Source organism: Streptomyces sp. NRRL S-378, assembly GCF_000720645.1.
Lineage (GTDB): Bacteria > Actinomycetota > Actinomycetes > Streptomycetales > Streptomycetaceae > Streptomyces.
Map to the genome: position 1 here is coordinate 22,298 of NZ_JOBX01000015.1, position 17,490 is coordinate 39,787.

General features: G+C 74.2%; 18 protein-coding genes. 8 read left to right on the top strand and 10 right to left on the bottom strand.

The genetic code is table 11. The features are described 5' to 3' along the window. The first annotated feature begins 86 nt into the window (after positions 1 to 86). The 5 genes from IH80_RS0113605 (at position 87) to IH80_RS0113625 (ending at position 5,479) form a co-directional block, all read left to right on the top strand. Positions 87 to 1,109, top strand: a complete 1,023-nt coding sequence (locus IH80_RS0113605) for a 3-oxoacyl-ACP synthase III family protein (protein ID WP_030960427.1) — start codon at positions 87 to 89, stop codon at positions 1,107 to 1,109. A 5-nt stretch (positions 1,110 to 1,114) separates the two neighbouring features. After that, positions 1,115 to 1,849, top strand: a complete 735-nt coding sequence (locus tag IH80_RS0113610) for a glycosyltransferase (RefSeq protein WP_030960428.1) — start codon at positions 1,115 to 1,117, stop codon at positions 1,847 to 1,849. Next, positions 1,849 to 3,324, top strand: a complete 1,476-nt coding sequence (locus IH80_RS0113615) for an AMP-binding protein (protein ID WP_037879846.1) — start codon at positions 1,849 to 1,851, stop codon at positions 3,322 to 3,324. Before IH80_RS0113610 ends, IH80_RS0113615 begins: the two co-directional genes overlap by 1 nt. A 92-nt stretch (positions 3,325 to 3,416) precedes the next feature. Then, complete coding sequence (locus IH80_RS46865) at positions 3,417 to 4,568, top strand: cytochrome P450 (protein ID WP_030960432.1); 1,152 nt, start codon at positions 3,417 to 3,419, stop codon at positions 4,566 to 4,568. After that, positions 4,565 to 5,479 (top strand): NAD-dependent epimerase/dehydratase family protein, encoded by a 915-nt coding sequence (locus IH80_RS0113625; RefSeq protein ID WP_037879893.1) that lies wholly within the window; start codon positions 4,565 to 4,567, stop codon positions 5,477 to 5,479. The genes IH80_RS46865 and IH80_RS0113625 overlap by 4 nt, the downstream gene beginning before the upstream one ends. Here the strand turns inward: IH80_RS0113625 and IH80_RS0113630 are convergent. The 4 genes from IH80_RS0113630 to IH80_RS0113645 are packed head-to-tail and all read right to left on the bottom strand — an operon-like array spanning position 5,469 to position 9,271. Further along, positions 5,469 to 6,080: a GTP-binding protein gene (locus IH80_RS0113630; RefSeq protein WP_030960434.1), complete on the bottom strand. Its 612-nt coding sequence runs from the start codon at positions 6,078 to 6,080 to the stop codon at positions 5,469 to 5,471. The genes IH80_RS0113625 and IH80_RS0113630 overlap by 11 nt on opposite strands. Beyond that, complete coding sequence (locus tag IH80_RS0113635; protein WP_030960436.1) at positions 6,067 to 6,441, bottom strand: DUF742 domain-containing protein; 375 nt, start codon at positions 6,439 to 6,441, stop codon at positions 6,067 to 6,069. The genes IH80_RS0113630 and IH80_RS0113635 overlap by 14 nt, the downstream gene beginning before the upstream one ends. Further along, positions 6,441 to 6,860, bottom strand: a complete 420-nt coding sequence (locus tag IH80_RS0113640) for a roadblock/LC7 domain-containing protein (RefSeq protein ID WP_030960438.1) — start codon at positions 6,858 to 6,860, stop codon at positions 6,441 to 6,443. Before IH80_RS0113640 ends, IH80_RS0113635 begins: the two co-directional genes overlap by 1 nt. Beyond that, entirely contained in the window at positions 6,857 to 9,271 is a 2,415-nt protein-coding gene (locus IH80_RS0113645) for a sensor histidine kinase (protein WP_030960439.1), read from the bottom strand. Before IH80_RS0113645 ends, IH80_RS0113640 begins: the two co-directional genes overlap by 4 nt. Before the next feature lie 334 nt (positions 9,272 to 9,605). Between IH80_RS0113645 and IH80_RS0113650 the strand changes: the two genes are divergently transcribed. Next, a complete protein-coding gene (locus tag IH80_RS0113650; protein ID WP_030960440.1) occupies positions 9,606 to 9,929 on the top strand; it encodes a hypothetical protein in 324 nt (107 codons plus the stop codon). Positions 9,930 to 10,053: 124 nt separating this feature from the next. Here the strand turns inward: IH80_RS0113650 and msrB are convergent, their stop codons facing one another. From msrB to IH80_RS0113670, 4 genes are all read right to left on the bottom strand, one after another. Then, positions 10,054 to 10,467: a peptide-methionine (R)-S-oxide reductase MsrB gene (msrB, locus tag IH80_RS0113655; protein WP_030960443.1), complete on the bottom strand. Its 414-nt coding sequence runs from the start codon at positions 10,465 to 10,467 to the stop codon at positions 10,054 to 10,056. 17 nt (positions 10,468 to 10,484) lie between these two features. Continuing rightward, a complete protein-coding gene (murC, locus tag IH80_RS0113660) occupies positions 10,485 to 11,882 on the bottom strand; it encodes a UDP-N-acetylmuramate--L-alanine ligase (RefSeq protein ID WP_030960445.1) in 1,398 nt (465 codons plus the stop codon). Between the two features lie 76 nt (positions 11,883 to 11,958). Then, positions 11,959 to 12,426 carry a hypothetical protein gene (locus IH80_RS0113665; RefSeq protein WP_037879852.1) on the bottom strand — a complete coding sequence of 156 codons (468 nt, stop codon included), beginning with the start codon at positions 12,424 to 12,426 and terminating at the stop codon, positions 11,959 to 11,961. A gap of 136 nt (positions 12,427 to 12,562) precedes the next feature. Continuing rightward, positions 12,563 to 13,345: a pyrimidine reductase family protein gene (locus IH80_RS0113670; RefSeq protein WP_030960447.1), complete on the bottom strand. Its 783-nt coding sequence runs from the start codon at positions 13,343 to 13,345 to the stop codon at positions 12,563 to 12,565. Between the two features lie 84 nt (positions 13,346 to 13,429). Here IH80_RS0113670 and zapE point away from each other — a divergent pair, with 84 nt between their 5' ends. Next, complete coding sequence (gene zapE / locus IH80_RS0113675; RefSeq protein ID WP_386398772.1) at positions 13,430 to 14,485, top strand: cell division protein ZapE; 1,056 nt, start codon at positions 13,430 to 13,432, stop codon at positions 14,483 to 14,485. 65 nt (positions 14,486 to 14,550) lie between these two features. Then, positions 14,551 to 14,976, top strand: coding sequence for an OsmC family protein (locus tag IH80_RS0113680; RefSeq protein WP_030960450.1), 426 nt, complete (start codon positions 14,551 to 14,553; stop codon positions 14,974 to 14,976). A gap of 51 nt (positions 14,977 to 15,027) precedes the next feature. On the opposite strand, the gene IH80_RS0113685 is transcribed toward IH80_RS0113680, so the two are convergent. Further along, positions 15,028 to 16,122, bottom strand: a complete 1,095-nt coding sequence (locus IH80_RS0113685; RefSeq protein ID WP_234432224.1) for an amidohydrolase family protein — start codon at positions 16,120 to 16,122, stop codon at positions 15,028 to 15,030. Between the two features lie 28 nt (positions 16,123 to 16,150). Next, positions 16,151 to 17,464, bottom strand: coding sequence for a cytochrome P450 family protein (locus IH80_RS0113690; protein WP_051809256.1), 1,314 nt, complete (start codon positions 17,462 to 17,464; stop codon positions 16,151 to 16,153). Positions 17,465 to 17,490: the final 26 nt, after the last annotated feature.

Sequence of the window (17,490 nt, forward strand, 5' to 3'; positions counted from 1 at the left end):
CTACTCATCCGGGCCGCGCACCGGACCCCGCCGAACTGAGCATCCGTACTCAGGCCCGGGCGCGCCCGCCTTGCCATCGTGTGGACATGTTCATCGAGCCGTGTGACCCGCCGCGCAGCGCCGGGCCGACCGCCGTCGGCAGCTTCCTGCCCGACGAGGCACTGTCCTCGGAGGCCCTCCAGGCGGAGGTGGCGCGCCGCAGTGGCCTGACGCTGCCGCCGAGGCTGCTGACGCAGGCCACCGGGATCGTCTCCCGCCGTGTCGCGGGCGACGGGGTGTACGCCTCCACGCTCGCCGTGGGCGCCGCCCGCCGGGCACTGGAATCCGCCTCCCTCTCCCCGCTCGACATCGACCTGCTGCTCTTCGCCTCCGCCTCCCGCGACATGGTCGAGCCCGCGACCGCGCACATCGTGCAGGCGGAGCTGGGCTCGCGTGCCCACGCCCTGGACGTCACCAACGCCTGCAACAGCTTCGTCAACGGCATCGACCTCGCCCGGTCCATGATCCTCGCGGGCCGGGCCCGGCGGGCCCTGGTGGTCACCGGGGAGACCCCGAGCCGGGCGGTGCGCAAGGACCCGTCCGGCCTCGCGGAGCTGCGCGACGGATTCGCCGGCTACACCTTCGGCGACGCGGGCGCGGCCGTCGTGGTGGAAGCCGTGGACCGGGGCGGCATCCTGCACGTGGACACCGAGACCCACTCGGAGCACTGGGAGGTCGGCGGCATACCCGGCGGCGGTTCGCGGCACCCGCGCGGGGACGCGTACACCTACTTCCGCGGCGACGGGCACGAACTGCGGGGCGTCTTCGAGAAGGTGGGCACCGCCGTCATCGACCGGACGCTGCACCGCACGGGGATGGGCTGGGACGGCTTCGCCAAGGTGCTCGTCCACCAGGTCACGGTCCCCTATCTGGAGCGGTTCGCCGAACTGACCGGGGTGCCCGCCGACAAGCTGGTGGTGACCGTGCCCGAGCTCGGCAACATCGCGAGCGCGAGCATCGGCGTACAGCTGGACCGCGTGTTCCCCGGACTGGCGCCGGGCGAACGGGTGCTGTTCGTCGGCCTCGGCGGCGGCATCAGCATCATGACGATGGTCTGGGAGAAGTCGTGAGCCGCATGTGGGTCGTGGTACCCGCGCACGAGGAGGAGGCCCGGCTCGCGGACACCCTGCGGGCGCTCGCCGCGCAGCGCGACCGGGACTTCACCCTGCTCGTCGTCGACAACGCCTCGGCGGACGGCACCGGAGCCGTCGCCCGGGAGTTCGCGGCGTCCGCGCCCTTCCCGGTGGAAGTGATCGAGGAACCCGAGAAGGGGGTCGGCTCCGCCGTGGACACCGGCTTCCGGTACGCGATCGGCCGGGGCGCGGCCCTCCTCGCCCGCACCGACGCCGACTGCCTGCCCCGGCCCGGCTGGACCGGCGCCGCGCGGACCGCTCTCACCCGCCGCCCCGGGCTCGTGTGCGGGCGGATCACGGCCCGCCGCGACGAGCACGGCCCGCTGGGCCGGGCCGGGTTCGGCGTGCTGGTGGCGCTCGCCGCGCTCTTCGGCCGGCTGCGGCCGCGGCACGCCCGCCGCCACGGCTACCGGGCGCCGTACCGCATGCACGCCGGGAACAACATGGCGATCACCGCCGAGCTGTACCTGGCCGTCGGCGGGATGCCGCGGCGCCCCTCGCCGACCGACCGCCTCTTCCTCAACGCCGTACGCCGCCACACCGACCGGATCGTCCACTGCCGGGAGATGGTCGTGGAGAACTCGACACGGCGCCTGCGGGCCTACGGGCTCGCCGGCACCGCCCGCTGGTACCTGGACCAGGGCAGCGGGAAGCACGGAACGGACGACCCCCGCTGATGCTGGACCGACTCGACCACGCACTGCGCAGCCGCCCCGAACGGCCCGCCGTACTCACCGCGACCCGGACCGGGGCGCCCCGGGTGCGCGCCACCCGCGGCGAACTCGCCGAACTGGCCGACGCGTTCGCCGCCGCTCTGCACGCACGCGGGCTGCGCGCCGGGGACACCGTCGGCGTCGCGGTGCGCCCGGGCCCGCGGGCCCTCGCCGTCCTGCTCACGCTGTGGCGGCTCGGGCTGCGCGGGGCCCTCCTGGACCCGGGCGCCGGGCCCGACGTCCTGCGCGCCCGCCTCGCGCTGGCGCGGCCCGCGCTGGTGCTGGCCGACGCGGCCGCGCAGGCGGTGGCGGGCTGGGCCCGGCCGCTGGCCCGCAGGGCCGGGCTCGCACTGCCCGACCTGGCCGGGCTCGGCCCGGTGGCCACGGTCGGGCCCCGGCTGCCGGGATGCGCGCCCGCGCTGGACCTGGGGGCGCCCCGGGCCGGTGTGCCGCGGGCCGCCGTGGACGGCGATGCCGACGCGGTGATCGTCTTCACCTCCGGGACCACCTCCCGGCCGCGGGCCGTGGTGCACACGCGGGCGAGCCTGTCGGCCGGCATGGCCACGGTCTCCTCCCTCTTCGACGCCCCCGGGGACGCGCCGGTGCTCGGCGGCACCTTCTTCGTCCTCGTCCCCGCACTGACGCGGGGCGCCCCCGTGGCCCTGCCCGCCGCCAACACGCGCATCCTGACGCGGCAGTTGGCACGGCTGCGGCCCTGCGACACCTATCTGACCCCGCCGCGGCTGCGGGACGCCCTGGGGGCGGGCGCCCGCTTCCACGGGCGGGTGTGGACGGGCTCGGCGCCGGCCGGCGCCGGACTGCTGGAACGGGTACGGGACGCGGGCGCGGCCGAGGCCTGGGGCGTGTACGCGCTCACCGAGCTGTTCCCCGCCGCAGCGGTCGAGTCCCGCGAGAAGTCCGCCTTCGACGGGCCCGGGGACCTGGTCGGGGCCCCGCTGCCGGGCGTACGGGCCGAGCGGGACGGGGCGGGACAGCTGCTGCTGGCCGGGCCGGCGGCCCGCCACCGCTACCTCGGGGAGGAGCCCGACCCGTGGGTGCGCACGGGCGACCGGGCGCGGCTGGACGACACGGGCCGCATCGTCCTGGAGGGCCGGTGCAAGGACATGGTGCTGCGCCGGGCCGAGAACATCTACCCCGGCCTGTACGAGCCCGCCCTGCACGTGCCGGGGGTGGAGCTGGCCGTGCTCGTCGGGATCCCGGCGGACGACGGCGACGAACGCCTCGTCGCCGTCGTACAGCCGCAGCGCGGCGCGGACGAACCGGCCCTGCGCGCGGCCCTGTCGGAGCCGGTCTCCCGGATGGGCACGGCCCGCCCGGACGAGGTGCTCCTCGCGCGGATCCCGCTGTCGGGGCGTTCACGCAAACCGGACCGCGCGGCGACGGCCGCCCTGGCGGCGCGACGCCTGGGCCCGGCATGACGCCCGGACCCGGAGACGCCCGGGCCCGGCCGAGCACCCGCCCGCAGCGCCACCTCTCCCCCGTCCACCCACCCCACGGAGGTACCGCCCTGATGAGTCCCGTGTCCCACACCCGGGCCCGCCGTCGCGACCGGCGGGTCTACCTGGGCGGACACCCCGTGCTGTTCGCGCTGCTCGCCGCGACGCGCGGACGGCCCGTCCGCCGGATCGGCGGCACCCTGCTGGTCCACGGGGCCGAGGCCTACCGGGAGGCGCTGACCCGGCTGCCGCTCGACCGGACGGCCGAGGGAACGACGGGCGCGGCCGCGCGCTCCGCGCTGGCGGGCGACGGGGGCGTGCTCTTCGACCAGGAGGGCGGCGAGCACCGGTCGGCCCGGCGGGACCTGGCAGCCGGGCTCGGCGCCACCGGCGTGGAAGACCTGCGGGCGCGGTGGCAGCCCCTGCTCGTCCGCCGACTCGCGCCGCTCGCCGGAGGCGGGGAGGTGGACCTCGTCGAGCTGGCCCGGGAGCTCTCCGGGACGGTGGTGTGCGCGCTGCTGGGCTCCGGCGCCGACCCGTGCCAGGTCGCGCGGGCAGCCGCCGAGGCCGCGGCCGCCTCCGTACGCAGCCACCTGCCCGGCCCGCGCCGCCCGGGCGCCGAGGCCGGTGCGGCTCGGGCCGCCGGCCGGCTCGGCGCCCTGCTGGGCGGTGTCCGCGACGCGGCGCCAGCGGTGGGAGGGGGCTCGCGCGGACACGACCCCGGTCCCGCCGAGGGCGCGCTGGCAGCGATGGTGGCGGTGGCCGCGGTGAACACCACCGTGGCCGCGCTGCCGCGGGCCGTGGCCTGGTGCGCCGACGCCGGACTGTGGGACCAGGCGGCCGACGAGGTGCTGGGCCCGGTACTGGCGGCCGAGTTGCTGCGGGTCACGGCGGCCTCGCCGCTGCTGCCGCGGGTGGCGGCAGCGGACGGCACGGTCGGCGGCTGCCCGGTGCGGGCCGGCGACCGGCTGCTGCTGGTCGCCCGGCACGCGGCGGGCGCGCACCGCCGCGACCCGGACGCCCGCCGGCCCGCGGAAGCGGCGCTGTCCCGGCTGGTGTTCGGAGCGGGGGCGCACGCGTGCCCCGGGGCCCGGCTGGCGTCCGTCCAGCTGGCCGACGTACTGGCGGCGCTGGCCCCGTACCGGCCGGTGGTGACCCGGGCCCGGGTGGACCGGGGCGCGGCGCTGCCGGGCTGGCGGACGCTGTGCGTGCGGGCGGCGTCATGATCGCGGTCACGGGCGCGAGCGGCTTCTGCGGCGGGCACGTGGCGCGCGCCGCGGCGGCGGCCGGTGCGCGGGTGGTGGGTCTGGGACGCAGGCCCGGCCCGGTGGGCGAGCACCGGTTCTGGGACGCGGCCGCGGGCGACCCGGACCTCACCGGAGTGGACGTGGTGGTGCACTGCGCGGCGGCGGTCGGCGACCCCTCCCCCGGTTCCGCGGCGGAGGCACTGATGCACGGGGTCAACGTCGTCGGCACCGAGCGGCTGATGCGGGCCGCCGCGGGCCGGCCGGTGGTGTGGGTGAGCAGTGCCAGCGTCTACGACCCGCGGCTCGACCGCTCGCTGGTCGGCGAGGACCATCCGCGCGCCGGGCAGCTGAACGCCTACGGCCGCACGAAGGCGGCGGGCGAGGCCCTGGCGCTGGCCGCCGGGGCGGTGGTGCTGCGCCCGCGGGCCGTGTACGGGCCGGGCGACACCACGCTGCTGCCCCGGCTGCTGTCCCGGGTCCGCGCGGGCACCCTGCTGCTGCCGGGCCCGGACGTCCGGCTGAGCCTGACGGCCGTGGAGAACCTCGCGGAGGCCTGCCTCGCGGCCGCGGCCTGGCCTCCGGGGGCGTACAACATCGCAGACGGCGAGCCGTACGAACGTGACGCCGCGGTCCGCGCGGTGCTGGACGCGCACGCCGTCCGGGCCCGCATCCGGCACCTGCCCCTGCGGCTGGCCCGCACGGCGGCCCGGGTCGCGGAGGCGCTTGCGACCGCCGAGCCGGCGCTCAGCCGCTACGCGGTGGACCAGCTGGCCCACCCCGTGGTCCTGGACCTGACCCGCGCCCGGTCCCGGGGCTGGACCCCCCACCGCACCCTGGCGGACCACCTGGCGGACGTCGTGCCGGGTGGGGTCGGGGTGGTCAGCCGGTGACGGCCGTGGGGGGCTGCTCCGCACGGTCGATGAGTACGTCGAGGAGCGCGAGCAGGGAGGCGCGGACGTCGGTGCGGGAGCGGGCGTCGAGCATGAGGACGGGCGTGTTCGGGTCGCGCAGGTGCAGGGCCGCGGCGATCTCCTCGGCGGTGTAGGGCTGTTCTCCGTGGAAGCAGTTCGCGCCGACGACGAAGGGCAGGCCGCGGCTCTCGAAGAAGTCGACGGCCGGGAAGCTGCGGTCGAGGCGTCGCGTGTCGACCAGCACGATCGCCCCGAGGGCGCCGCCCAGCAGGTCGTCCCACATGAACCAGAAGCGTTCCTGGCCCGGTGTGCCGAACAGGTAGAGGACGACTCCGGCGTCGGTGAGGGTGATCCGGCCGAAGTCCATCGCCACGGTGGTGAGGGTCTTGGACTCGATGCCTTCGAGGTCGTCGACGCCGACGCCCGCGGCCGTCAGCCGCTCCTCCGTCCGCAAGGGCTCGATCTCGGAGATCGTCTCCACCAGGGTGGTCTTGCCCACCCCGAATCCACCGGCGATGAGTATCTTGACCGGGTCCGGGTCCCCGGAGGCGGGCGGGGCGGGCGTGTCATATCCGGGCAAGGTTGTCCCTGATTCTCATGAGCAGGTTGACGTCGGTGGTGTCGGAGGCCGCCAGGGGCGGCCGGTGGGTGATCAGCCCGCGTTCGGCGAGTTCGCCGAGGAGCAGCGTCATCGGGGTGAGGCGGATGTTCATCCGCGCCGCTATCTCCGCGACCGCCCGCCCGCCCGGCGGCGCGCACATGACGAGGATCTCCTGCCACTCGGTGGGCAGTCCCCCGTGCGCGTCGCCGGCGACCGCCGCCGTGACGGTGGTGTCCATGGTCAGGACGGTGTGCGCAGCGGCCGTACGGCCGTCGGTGAGGGCGTACAGCCGCGTACGGCGGCGGCTTGCGGGCTGCGGCTGCGGCTCGTCCTGCGGCATTACTGGTTCGGTACCTGGCCGCGCTCGGGGGTGCCCAGCCATTCGCCGAGCGCCTGCGCGGTACGGACGGCCTCGCCGCCGAGCTCGCCGAGGCGCGCCTTGCGGGAGGTCACCACGATGAGGGTGCTGCCCTCGCCGCAGCCGACGATGCAGAGGTACCTGTCGTCCATTTCGACGAGCTGGCGGATGACGCGGCCGCCGTCGATCTCGCGGGATATCGCCTTCATCGTGGAGGCGATACCGGAGGCGGCGGCCGCCATGCGCTCGGCCTGGGGCTGGTCCAGCAGGTAGGCGCTGAGCCGGATGCCGTCGTTGGACAGCAGCACGGCTCCCTGGATGCCGGCGATTCTGCTCAGGTTGTTGTCGAGGACGCTGTAGATCGCGTCGTTGGATGCGGCGGTGTTCGATGAGGTGGTCATGGCTGATCCCGTCGGAGCTCTTCTTCCACTGTCTGGGTCCCCTGTTCGTAGTCCGCCCAGGCGTCGGCGACCTCTTCGGGTGTCGCGGTGTCCTGGGGAACCCGTGTTTCCGGCACGCGGGGCGCGCGCAGTTGGTCGGCTATGTGGGTCTGCGGGACCCGCTCGGGGAGGGCCGGCCGCGTGGGGGCGGCCGGCGGGGCCGGCCGTGCCGCGGATGCGACGGCGGGTACGGAGGCGGGCGCCGGCCGGGGCGCCTTCGTACGACGGCTGGGCAGTCCGGCGCTGGTGTGCGCGACCGGCTCGGGCCCGGGATCCGGCTCGGGCGCGGAGTCCGGCTCCTGCTCGGGCTCGGGATCTCGCTCGGGCTCCTCGGCGGCGGCCGGCTCGGGGCCCGACGGAGCGGGCACGGCCGCAGCGGCGGTGGGCTCGGCGGCCGGGGCCGGGAGCGCGGGTTCGCGGCGGGCGGGCTGGCTCGGGGCCTCCCCCTCGGTCGGCAGCAGCAGTTCGGCCGGCAGGACCACCACCGCGCAGGTGCCTCCGTACACGGAGCGGCGCAGGGTGACCGTGGCGCCGAGCTGGTCGGCGAGGTGGCCCACGACGAAGAGCCCGAGCCGGTGCGCGTTCTCTGCGAGCACCGAGTACGGCGGGGCCTGGTGCAGGCGCCCGTTCATCTCCTCGTACCGCTCGGGGCTCACCCGCGGCCCGCGGTCCTCGATCTCGACGGTCAGCCCGTCCGCGACCAGTTCGGCGCGGATGACCACCTTGGACTTCGGCGGGGAGAACCGGGTGGCGTTGTCGAGCAGCTCGGCCAGCAGGTGGCTGATCTGGCTGATGACGCTCGGCTCCACGCTGGTCTCGTCGAGGGCCTGCCGCTCGATGCGCCGGAAGTCCTCGACCTCGGCGGCGGCTTCGCGCAGCAGGTCGGCGACGCGCATGGGCTCGGTGTGCGGGTCGGGGACCTCGCCGCCCGCGAGGATGAGGAGGTTCTCGATCTGCCGCCGCATGCCGACCGTCAGCTGGTCGGACCGCATCAACTGGGCGAGCAGCGCCTCGTCGTGGCCGAAGGTGTCCTGGAGGTCCTCGGTGAGGCTCAGCTGGCGGCTGACGAGGTTCCCGGTGCGCGAGGCGATGCCCGAGGCGAACAGGCCGAAGCCGTGGCGCTCGGCGGCCAGCCGCCGGTGTCCGTCGACCGACACGGCGACGGCCCGGGCGAACGCGTCGCTGACGCGCCCGACCTCGTCCCGGTCGCCGGTGACGGACGGCAGCGTCCCGGGGTCCACGGTCTGTCCGCGCTCGAGCCGCGCGACGACGTCGGGGAGGGTCTCCTCGGCCACCGTGACCGTGCGTTCGTGCAGTTCGCGCAGGCGCCGCAGGACGGACCGGGTGGTGAACACGACCACGACCACGACGGCCAGCAGCCCGCCGCCGCTCCCGGCTATCAGCCAGGCGACCTCGGCCTGCAGCTCCGCGGCCTTGGCCTCGCCGCGGGCGAGCACCGAGCGGGCCAGGTCGATGTTGAGGGTGGTCATCTGCACGGAGAAGTTGGCGTGCGCGGACTTCCAGTCGCCGACCTCGGCGGGCACCTTGATGCCGGCGACGGTGTCCTTGTGCCCGGAGAGGACCGCGTTCTCGATGCGCGTCTTCGCCTGCCAGTCCTCGGAGCCGACGACCCGTTCGTAGAACCGCTCGTCCCGCTCCGTCAGGTGCGGGACGATCAGCGCCTCGTGGAGGTAGCGCTGGGCGCCCAGGGAACTGACGAACTGGTCGTAGCCGACGAAGCTCAGTTCCCCGGACGGTCCGGCGAGGGCCAGGACGGTGTCCTCGCGGGCCACCATCTCGGTGGCCTGGAGCATCGACACGACGGGGCGGCTCGCCTGGGCGAGTTCGGCGTCCTCCGCGTGGCTGAACTCCTGCTGGTAGACCTGGATGACCTTGCCGATCACATCGGAGTAGTAGGCGAGGGTGCTGTCGGCGGCGCCGCTGCGGGTGTCCGCGCGCTGGCGGTAGGCGGGCAGTCTGTCGAGCTGCCGGGTCACCTCGGTGAAGGACCTCGACGGATCGTCCGCGAGGCGGCGGAACTCGGCCGCGGCCGTGTCCGTGGCGGCGCGCCGTACGCGCAGTTCGGTCTCGGCCCCGTCGGTGCCCGCCCACTGGGCCGCGGTCGCCGTCCGCTCCTCCTGCATGTCGACCAGGAGCGTGTAGAGCGGTGCGCCGACCCGCTCGGCGGCCTCCACGTCGGCCCGCAGCCGCGCCGACTGCTCCAGCAACCGGTCGGCGGTCAACGTGACTTGGGTGCCCATCGCCACCGTGGGAACCACGGCCAGCCAGATCAGGAGGGTGCGCAGGCGCACGTTGCGCCAGCGACGCGTCGTCGACTGCCCTCTTACGCCTTCGGGTTCTATGGGAGACATCGGTCCTCGGGAGCGGGGGCGGCTGGGGACGTCAGGGGTGGCCGAACGGCCGGACCGGGCACGGAACTGCGGAGGGGACGGCCACAACGGGTGGGGCCGTGACGGGATGTGAGGGGCCGATCATAACCAGACAGACGGAAGAAACGGATAGGTGTCTTCACAGGCCGAACGTGCTATCTCCGTGGGATCGCCCCAGGCCAGAGACCGGATCGGAACCGAACCGCGACGTCCCCGACACCATCGCCGTCCGGTTCCGGCCGGCCGCGCCCCGGGTCGCACCGGGCAGCGGGCGGGGTGACGATGGAAGGACGATCCCTCCCGGTGAGGAAGTCCCATGAACCGGTGCACACGGCTCCTCGTCCTCGGCCCCCTCGTGGCCGCCTCGTTCGTCACCGCCCCCGCCGCGCTCGCGGCCCTCCCGCACACCCCGCCGGCCGTCGTCCCCGCCGCGACGTGCTCGACCTCCGGGGTCCTCGAGAACGGGAAGGTGCACCTGTCCGGCGGCGGCTTCACCCCGGGCCCGGCCTACGTGTACGGGTCGGCCGGCTTCGGCGGGACGGTCGAGATCGCCCAGAACGGCGGTTTCCAGGTCATGAACGTGCCGCCCGGCCAGTACAGCGTCCGGCAGGGCGGCGAACTGACCCAGTGCAGCGGCTGAGCGCGCCGCCCGTCCGGGTCCGGACACGGCCGGGCCCTCCCGGCCCGCGGGGGGCCGGGAGGGCCTGTCGGCGTGCTGGGACGCCCCGGGGCGTCCCGGCGTGTCCTCCGGGGTGTCCTGGGGGTCAGCCCGCTTCCGGGGCCGGGGTCAGGCGCAGCGAGATGCTGTTGATGCAGTACCGCTGGTCCGTGGGCGTCGGGTAGCCCTCGCCCTCGAAGACGTGGCCCAGGTGGGAGCCGCACTTCGCGCAGCGGACCTCGGTGCGGACCATGCCGTGCGAGGTGTCGGCGAGCAGCTCGACGGCGTCGGTGTCCTTCGGGTCGAAGAAGGACGGCCAGCCGCAGTGCGAGTCGAACTTCTCCGAGGAGCGGAACAGCTCGGCCCCGCAGCCGCGACAGGAGTAGACGCCCTCCGTCTTGGTGTCGGTGTACTCACCGCGGAAGGCCGGCTCGGTGCCGGCGAGGCGCAGCACCTGGTATTCGGACGGGGTCAGCTCCGCCTGCCACTGCTCGTCCGTCTTCTCGACCTCGTACGACATGACTCTCCCGCTCCCTCTCAGCTCGACAGGCGGGCGAGGATGGCCGGACCGAGGTCCGTGACATCGCCCGCGCCCATGGTGAGAACGAGATCGCCGGGCTTGGCCATTCCCGCGATGACGTCGGCGACGGCCGCCTTGTCGTGCTCGGCGGTGACGTCCGCGCCCTCGGCCCGGGCGGCCGCGATGATGATCTCGCTGGTGACGCCGGGGACCGGGTCCTCGCGAGCGGGGTAGATGTCCAGGACGACGGAGGCGTCGGCGAGGGCGAGGGCCTGGCCCATCTCCTTGCCCAGCTCCTGGGTGCGGGAGAAGAGGTGCGGCTGGAAGACGACCAGGATGCGGGAGTCGCCGGCGGCTCCGCGGATGGCCTCCAGGTCGGCGTTCATCTCGGTGGGGTGGTGCGCGTAGGAGTCGATGACCTGCACGCCGGCGGCCTCGCCCTTGAGCTGGAGGCGGCGCTTGACGCCGGTGTACTTGCCGAGCGCGGAGGCCAGGTTGTGCGCGGGGATGCCGAGGGCCACGCCCGCGGCGAGCGCGGCGACGGCGTTGTGCGCGTAGTGGCGGCCGGGGACGGAGACGGTGAAGGTGAGCATCCGGCCGTCCAGGACCACGGTGACCTCGCTGGTCAGACCGCGCGGGGTGATCTTGGTGATCCGGATGTCGGCGTCCTCCTCCTCGCCGTACGTGACGACGGTGAGGTCCTCGCGGTCCGCGACGCGGCGGGCGATCTCGGCGGCGCCCTCCTGGCCGTGGGCGACGACCAGGGTGCCGCCGGGCACGATCTTGCCGACGAAGGTCTCGAAGGACTCGTGGATCTCGTCGATCGAGGCGTAGTTCGCGTGGTGGTCGAGTTCCGCGTTGAGGATGATCGCGACCTGCGGGGTGTACTTGTGGAAGGAACGGTCGCTCTCGTCGGCCTCGGCCACGAAGACGTCGCCCTCGCCGTGGTGGGCGTTGGAGCCCGGGGCGTCGAGGTCGCCGCCGATGGCGTAGGAGGGGTCCAGGCCCAGGGCCGAGAGGGAGACCGCCAGCATCGAGGTGGTGGTGGTCTTGCCGTGGGTGCCGGCGACGGCGATCGGACGCAGTCCGTCCATCAGGGCGGCGAGGGCGTCGGAGCGGTGCACGACGGGGATACCGAGCTCGGCGGCGCGGGCCAGCTCGGGGTTGTCTGCGCGGATGGCGCTGGAGACGACCACGCAGGTGGAGTCGGCGGCGAGGTGGTCGGCCGCGTGTCCGCCGTGGACCGTGACGCCGTGGGCGCGCAGCGCCTCGGCGGTCTCGGAGTCGCCGCGGGCGTCGCTGCCGGCGACCTTCCCCCCGCGCTGGGCCAGGATCTTCGCGATGCCGGACATGCCGGCGCCGCCGATGCCGATGAAGTGGGGCCGTTCCATGGCGGTCGGCAGGCCGGGCTTCATTCAGGTCGCTCCAGGATCGAGTGCGGTGCTTGTGTGCGTCGGGCACTGGGGCCCAGTCGTGCGCTGGGGCCCAAGCCTATTCGTTGTGGGCGAAGAGCTTGAGCACGGGAACGCCGACCTTGTGGCGCGCCCGTGAGGCCCAGTCCCGGTGGAAGAACTCCTCCACGAAGTGCGGCGAGGTCAGGACGATCACCTCGTCGGCGCCGGTCTCGTCCACGACGGACTGCAGTTTGTCGAGCGGGTGCTTCTCGACGATCTGCCCGACGGCCTTGGCACCCTTCTCGCGCAGGGCGTTCAGGGAGTGCGCGAGGGCGTGCGCGGCGGGGCCGAGCGCGTCCTCGCCCTCGGGTTCGTCGCCCTCACGGATGGCCTCCGGGAGCTCGCCGAGCGCCACGTCGTCGATGGCGCGCAGCAGCCGGTCCTGGTCGCCCCGGGGCTGCATGAGGACGACGAAGGAGACCGGGTCGTCTCCGTGGAGGCTGGTGACGAAGTCCACGTCCACCGTGGTCAGCGGCTGCTCGATCATCAATACGCTCGTGAACACGGACGCCCTCTCCTTCATGGGCCCGAGGCCGGTCGGCCGGCCCCTGCGGAAACCATCCTGCCCCGCTGTCGCACGGGGCCTGCGCAGGTATATGTGCCCAGCGGAAGCAAAGCGGAACGGGAAATTCCGCCCCTTGTCAGATCCGACGGTAGCTCGTGAACAGGAACCCGGCCTCCTCCAGTACGCAGGCGGGCGCGAGCCGGTGTGGAACCGTGACGGAAGGCCCTCCGGCGATGCGCTGGGCGCCCCCCGCCGTGAGCGTCGGGGAGATCGTCAGGCACAGCTCGTCCAGCACGTCGGCGGCCACGAACTGGCCCAGCAGCCGGGGCCCGCCCTCGGTGAGCTGGCGGCGCAGCCCCCGCCCGGCGAGCTCCCGTACGGCCCGGGCCGCGTCGACGGAGACGCCGTCGCCGGCCACCACCACCTCGGCCCCGGCCGCCTCGGCCTCGGCCACGCGGCCGGAGGGCGCGGCGGCGCCGGTGACCACCAGGGTCGGCACCAGCGGGGAGGTGAACAGGGGCAGCGAGAAGTCCAGGTCCATGCTGGCGGTGATCACGGCGAGGGCGGGGGCCGGGCCCTGTCCGGCGGCCGCCCGGCGGGCCGCGAAGGCCTCCCGGGCGCGGGCCGGACGGTAGCCCTCCTGGCGAACCGTTTCCGCGCCGACGACCACCACGTCGGCCAGCGCCCGCAGGGTACCGAAGATCCGCATGTCGGTCTCGCCCGAGATGGGCTGGGAGCGGCCCTCGTGCTGGGCGGCGCCGTCCAGGGTGGAGACCATGTTGGCCCGCAGCCAGCGGCCGTCCGCCGCCAGGGCGGGGTACGCGTAGGCGTCCGCGAGCTCGTCGAGCGACCACTCCCGGTCCGCCCCGTCCTGGCTCCGGGCTGGTGTCTGATCGGTCACAGGGAACAGGCGTCGCATCGGTGCAGTGTGCCACGCCCCGTAGAGTTAAGGGCTGTGTCGACATCACTCTCCACCTCCGGTTCCCCCTCCGGTCGGCCCCCGATAGCCGACGCCGGGCCGCAGGCCCTGTGCGCCCGGGAGCCGCGGGTTCCCGCCGAACGGCTGGTGGCCGAGATGGTGCCGCCGCCGCGGTTCGACTCCGTCCGCTTCGACACCTACAACCCCGACCCGGCCCAGCCGAGCCAGTCCGAGGCGGTCACCGTGCTGAGCGGCTTCGCCGCCGGCCTGGGCGGGGCGCACGCGAGCGGCGCCGGGAAGAAGCGCTGGTTCTCGAAGAAGCCCGCGGCCCCGGCCGCGCCGCGCGGGGTCTACCTCGACGGCGGCTACGGCGTCGGCAAGACCCACCTGCTCGCCTCCCTGTGGCACGCCACCCCGGCCGAGCCCGCGCTCAAGGCCTTCGGCACCTTCGTGGAGCTCACGAACCTGGTGGGCGCGCTCGGCTTCCAGCAGACCGTGCAGACCCTCGGCGGGCACCGGCTGCTGTGCATCGACGAGTTCGAGCTGGACGACCCGGGCGACACCGTGCTGGTGTCCTCGCTGCTCAGCCGCCTGGTGGAGCAGGGCGTGGCGCTGGCCGCCACCTCCAACACGCTGCCCGGCAAGCTCGGCGAGGGCCGCTTCGCCGCCGCGGACTTCCTGCGGGAGATCCAGGGCCTGTCGGCGCACTTCCGGCCGCTGCGGATCGACGGCCAGGACTACCGCCACCGCGGCCTGCCGGAGGCCCCGGCGCCGTTCTCCGACGAGCAGGTCGCCAAGGCCGCCTACGCCACCGAGGGCGCGAGCCTGGACGACTTCCCCGGGCTGCTGGAACACCTGGCCCGGGTCCACCCGAGCCGCTACGGCGCGCTGACCGACGGGATCACGGCGGTCTGCCTGACCGACGTCGGCCCGGTGCCGGACCAGTCCACCGCGCTGCGGCTGGTCGTCCTGGCCGACCGGCTGTACGACCGCGAGGTCCCGGTCCTGGCCTCCGGTGTCCCCTTCGACAGGCTGTTCAGTGAGGAGATGCTGAACGGCGGTTATCGGAAGAAGTACTTCCGCGCCATATCGCGGCTCACCGCGCTGGCGCGCGACGCGAAACCCCTGGTGTCCCAGTAGGTTTGGGAACGCCGGGCCCCCTCTCGGGAGCCCGGCCGTTTCCCCACCTCTGCGAAGGGATCACCATGGCCACCACGCGTCACGCGCACACCGTCTGGGAAGGCGACCTGCTGAAGGGCAAGGGTGTCGTCAGCCTCGACTCCTCGGGCATCGGCTCGTACGACGTCTCCTGGCCCGCCCGCTCCGAGGCCGCGAACGGCAAGACCAGCCCCGAGGAGCTGATCGCCGCCGCCCACTCCAGCTGCTTCTCGATGGCGCTGTCCCACGGCCTCGCGGGCGCGGGCACCCCGCCCACCCGCCTGGAGACCAAGGCCGACGTCACCTTCCAGCCCGGCGAGGGCATCACCGGCATCCACCTCACCGTCGAGGGTGAGGTCCCCGGCCTGGACGACGACGCCTTCGTCGCCGCCGCCGAGGACGCGAAGAAGAACTGCCCGGTGAGCCAGGCCCTGACGGGCACGACGATCACCCTGAGCGCCAAGCTCGCCTGATCACCGCCGACGGGGGTACGGGCCGCACGGCGCGGCCCGCACCCCCGCGGCTCAGGCGGTCGCGAGCTGCGGGATCAGGCGCAGGGCGTTGCCGTGGTAGATCCCCCGCAGTTGCTCCGGGGTGAAGGCCGGGTCCGCGTCGAGAGCGGGCAGTGCCAGGTCCATGACCGTGTCGGCGGGGGCGGCGGGCCAGTCCGTGCCGAAGAGGACGTGGTCGGCCGGCACGTGCTCCAGCAGGGTCGCGGCGGGCGCCATGGGGCCTGCGGTGTCGTAGTAGAAGCGGCCCAGGTGGTCGCGGACGGCGGCGGGCTCCACGCTCGGCTCGCAGAACCGCCCCAGGGCCTGCAGGCGGGTGGCGATGTACGGCAGGAAGCCGCCGGCGTGCGGCAGGACCACGGAGATGTCCGGGAAGCGGTCCAGGGTCCGCCTGCTGATCATGTTCACGGCGGCCCGGGTGGTGTCCAGCAGGAAGTCGCACATGAAGTTCGGGATGCCGGGGACCGTCGACGCGCCCGGCGCGCAACCCGGGAGGTTGTGCGGGTGGGTGTCGACCACCGCGCAGCGTTCGTTCAGCTCGTGGAAGAGCCGGTCGTAACTGGGGTCCCCGAGGTAGACGCCCCCGTAGTTCGCGGTCACGTTGACGCCGACGGCGCCGAGCTGTCCGAGCCCGCGGCGCACGGCCCAGGACGACGCCTCCTCGTCGTCCAGGAAGAGCGGCACGTAGTAGGAGAACCTGCCCGGGTGCGCGGAGGCCACCTCGATCATCGACCGCAGCGTGATGTTGATCGCCTCGCGCAGCTGCGCCGACGACCGGTAGCGGGCCGGCAGCATCGGCTTGAGGACCGCGGTGGTGATGCCCGCGCCGTCCATGAAGCGGATCGCCGCCTCGGTGTCGAGGCGGGTCCACGGGGGCAGTTGCCCGGGCGTGACGAGCCCGTGGTGCACGGCCCACTCGCGCCACTCCGGGGCGCAGAAGTGATGGTGCATGTCGATCTTCGAGTGGACCGGGCCCGCCGTACCCGCGACCGGCGCGGAGGGGCCCCGGGCGATCCGGATGACCTCGCTGGTGCCCACCGCGGCGATGCGCAATTCGTCCGCCGGGGTCCCCAGGAGGCGCAGCGCGGGGGTGCTCACGGAATCCGTCATGTCAATCCACCGCCCATCGGGTCTGGGGTCACTTTCCGGAGGCCACGGCGGCCAGGGTCGGCTCACCCGGGTCCCCGTCCGGGCCCGAGGGCTCCAGGACCAGCCGGAGGTGCTCCAGCCCCCGGAAGGCCGCCACCGGTCCCTTGAGCCACGCCCCGCGGGTCTCCTCCAGGTCCACCGGCCGCATGTCCGGGAACTCCCGCAGGAGGCAGCCGAGCGCGATCTCGAGTTCGAGCCGCGCCAGGGGCGCGCCCAGGCAGTAGTGGGTGCCGTGGCCGAAGCCCAGGTGCGTGCCCTGGAGGCCCTCGCGCGTCACGTCCAGTTCGTCGGGCGCGTCGAACCGCTCCGGGTCCCGGTTGGCCGCGGAGATCGCGATCTGCACCAGGGAGCCCTTGGGGATCACCGTGTCCCGGATCCGGGCCTCCTGGGCCGCGTACCGGAAGGTCGACGTCTCCACCGAGCCCTCGAAGCGGAGCATCTCCTCGACCGCCCCCGGGATGAGCCGGGGGTCCTCGCGGAGCCTGGCCGCCTGCTCGGGGTGGAGCAGCAGGTTGAGGACGGAGTTCCCGATCTGGTAGGCGGTGGTCTTGTGGCCGGCGAAGAACAGGACCCACAGCGACGCGACCAGTTCGGGGTCGTCCAGCCGTTCCTCCGCCCGGACCAGGTCGCTGAGGAAGGTGTCCGACGGGTGGTCCCGGGTGTCCTGGATGAGCCGCTCCAGCCGGTGCTGGAGCCGTTCCCCGGCCGCCTGCAGCTCCGCCCTGCGGCTGGGGTCGAACCGGGAGCGGGTGACGACCGCGAACTGCTCCAGGATCTCCGGGCGGTCCTCCTGCGGGATGCCCATCAGCTCGCACAGGACCGCGACGGGCAGCGGGAACGCGAACGAGGCCATCAGGTCGACCGTGCCGGCCCTGCGGCACTCGTCGAGGAGCGTCTCCGCGATCTCGGTGATCCTCGGACGCATCTGCTCCACCCGCCGGGGGGTGAAGGCGCTCCGCAGGATGCGGCGCAGCCGCGTGTGCCGCGGCGGGTCCGAGAAGAGCACGTTGTCGTCGAGTGCGTCGAAGAAGCTGCCGTACACCGCGTGGTAGGTGTCGATGGCGCCGCGCATGTCCTTGCTGAACCGGGGGTCCGACAGGGCGTCGCGGGCGTCGTCGTGGCGGGTGATCAGATAGGTGTCGATCCCGTGGGGAGGGGTCAGCCGGCACACCGGGTCCTGCTCGCGCAGGGCCGCGTACAGGGGGTGGGGGCACTGCCGGTACTCCGGCGCGCCCCGGGAGACGGCCGAGACGATGTCCCGCAGTCCTCCGTCGCCGTTCGGTGCCGCATCCCGCTGCGCCATGTTCCGCACCCTCCGTCGCACCGGCC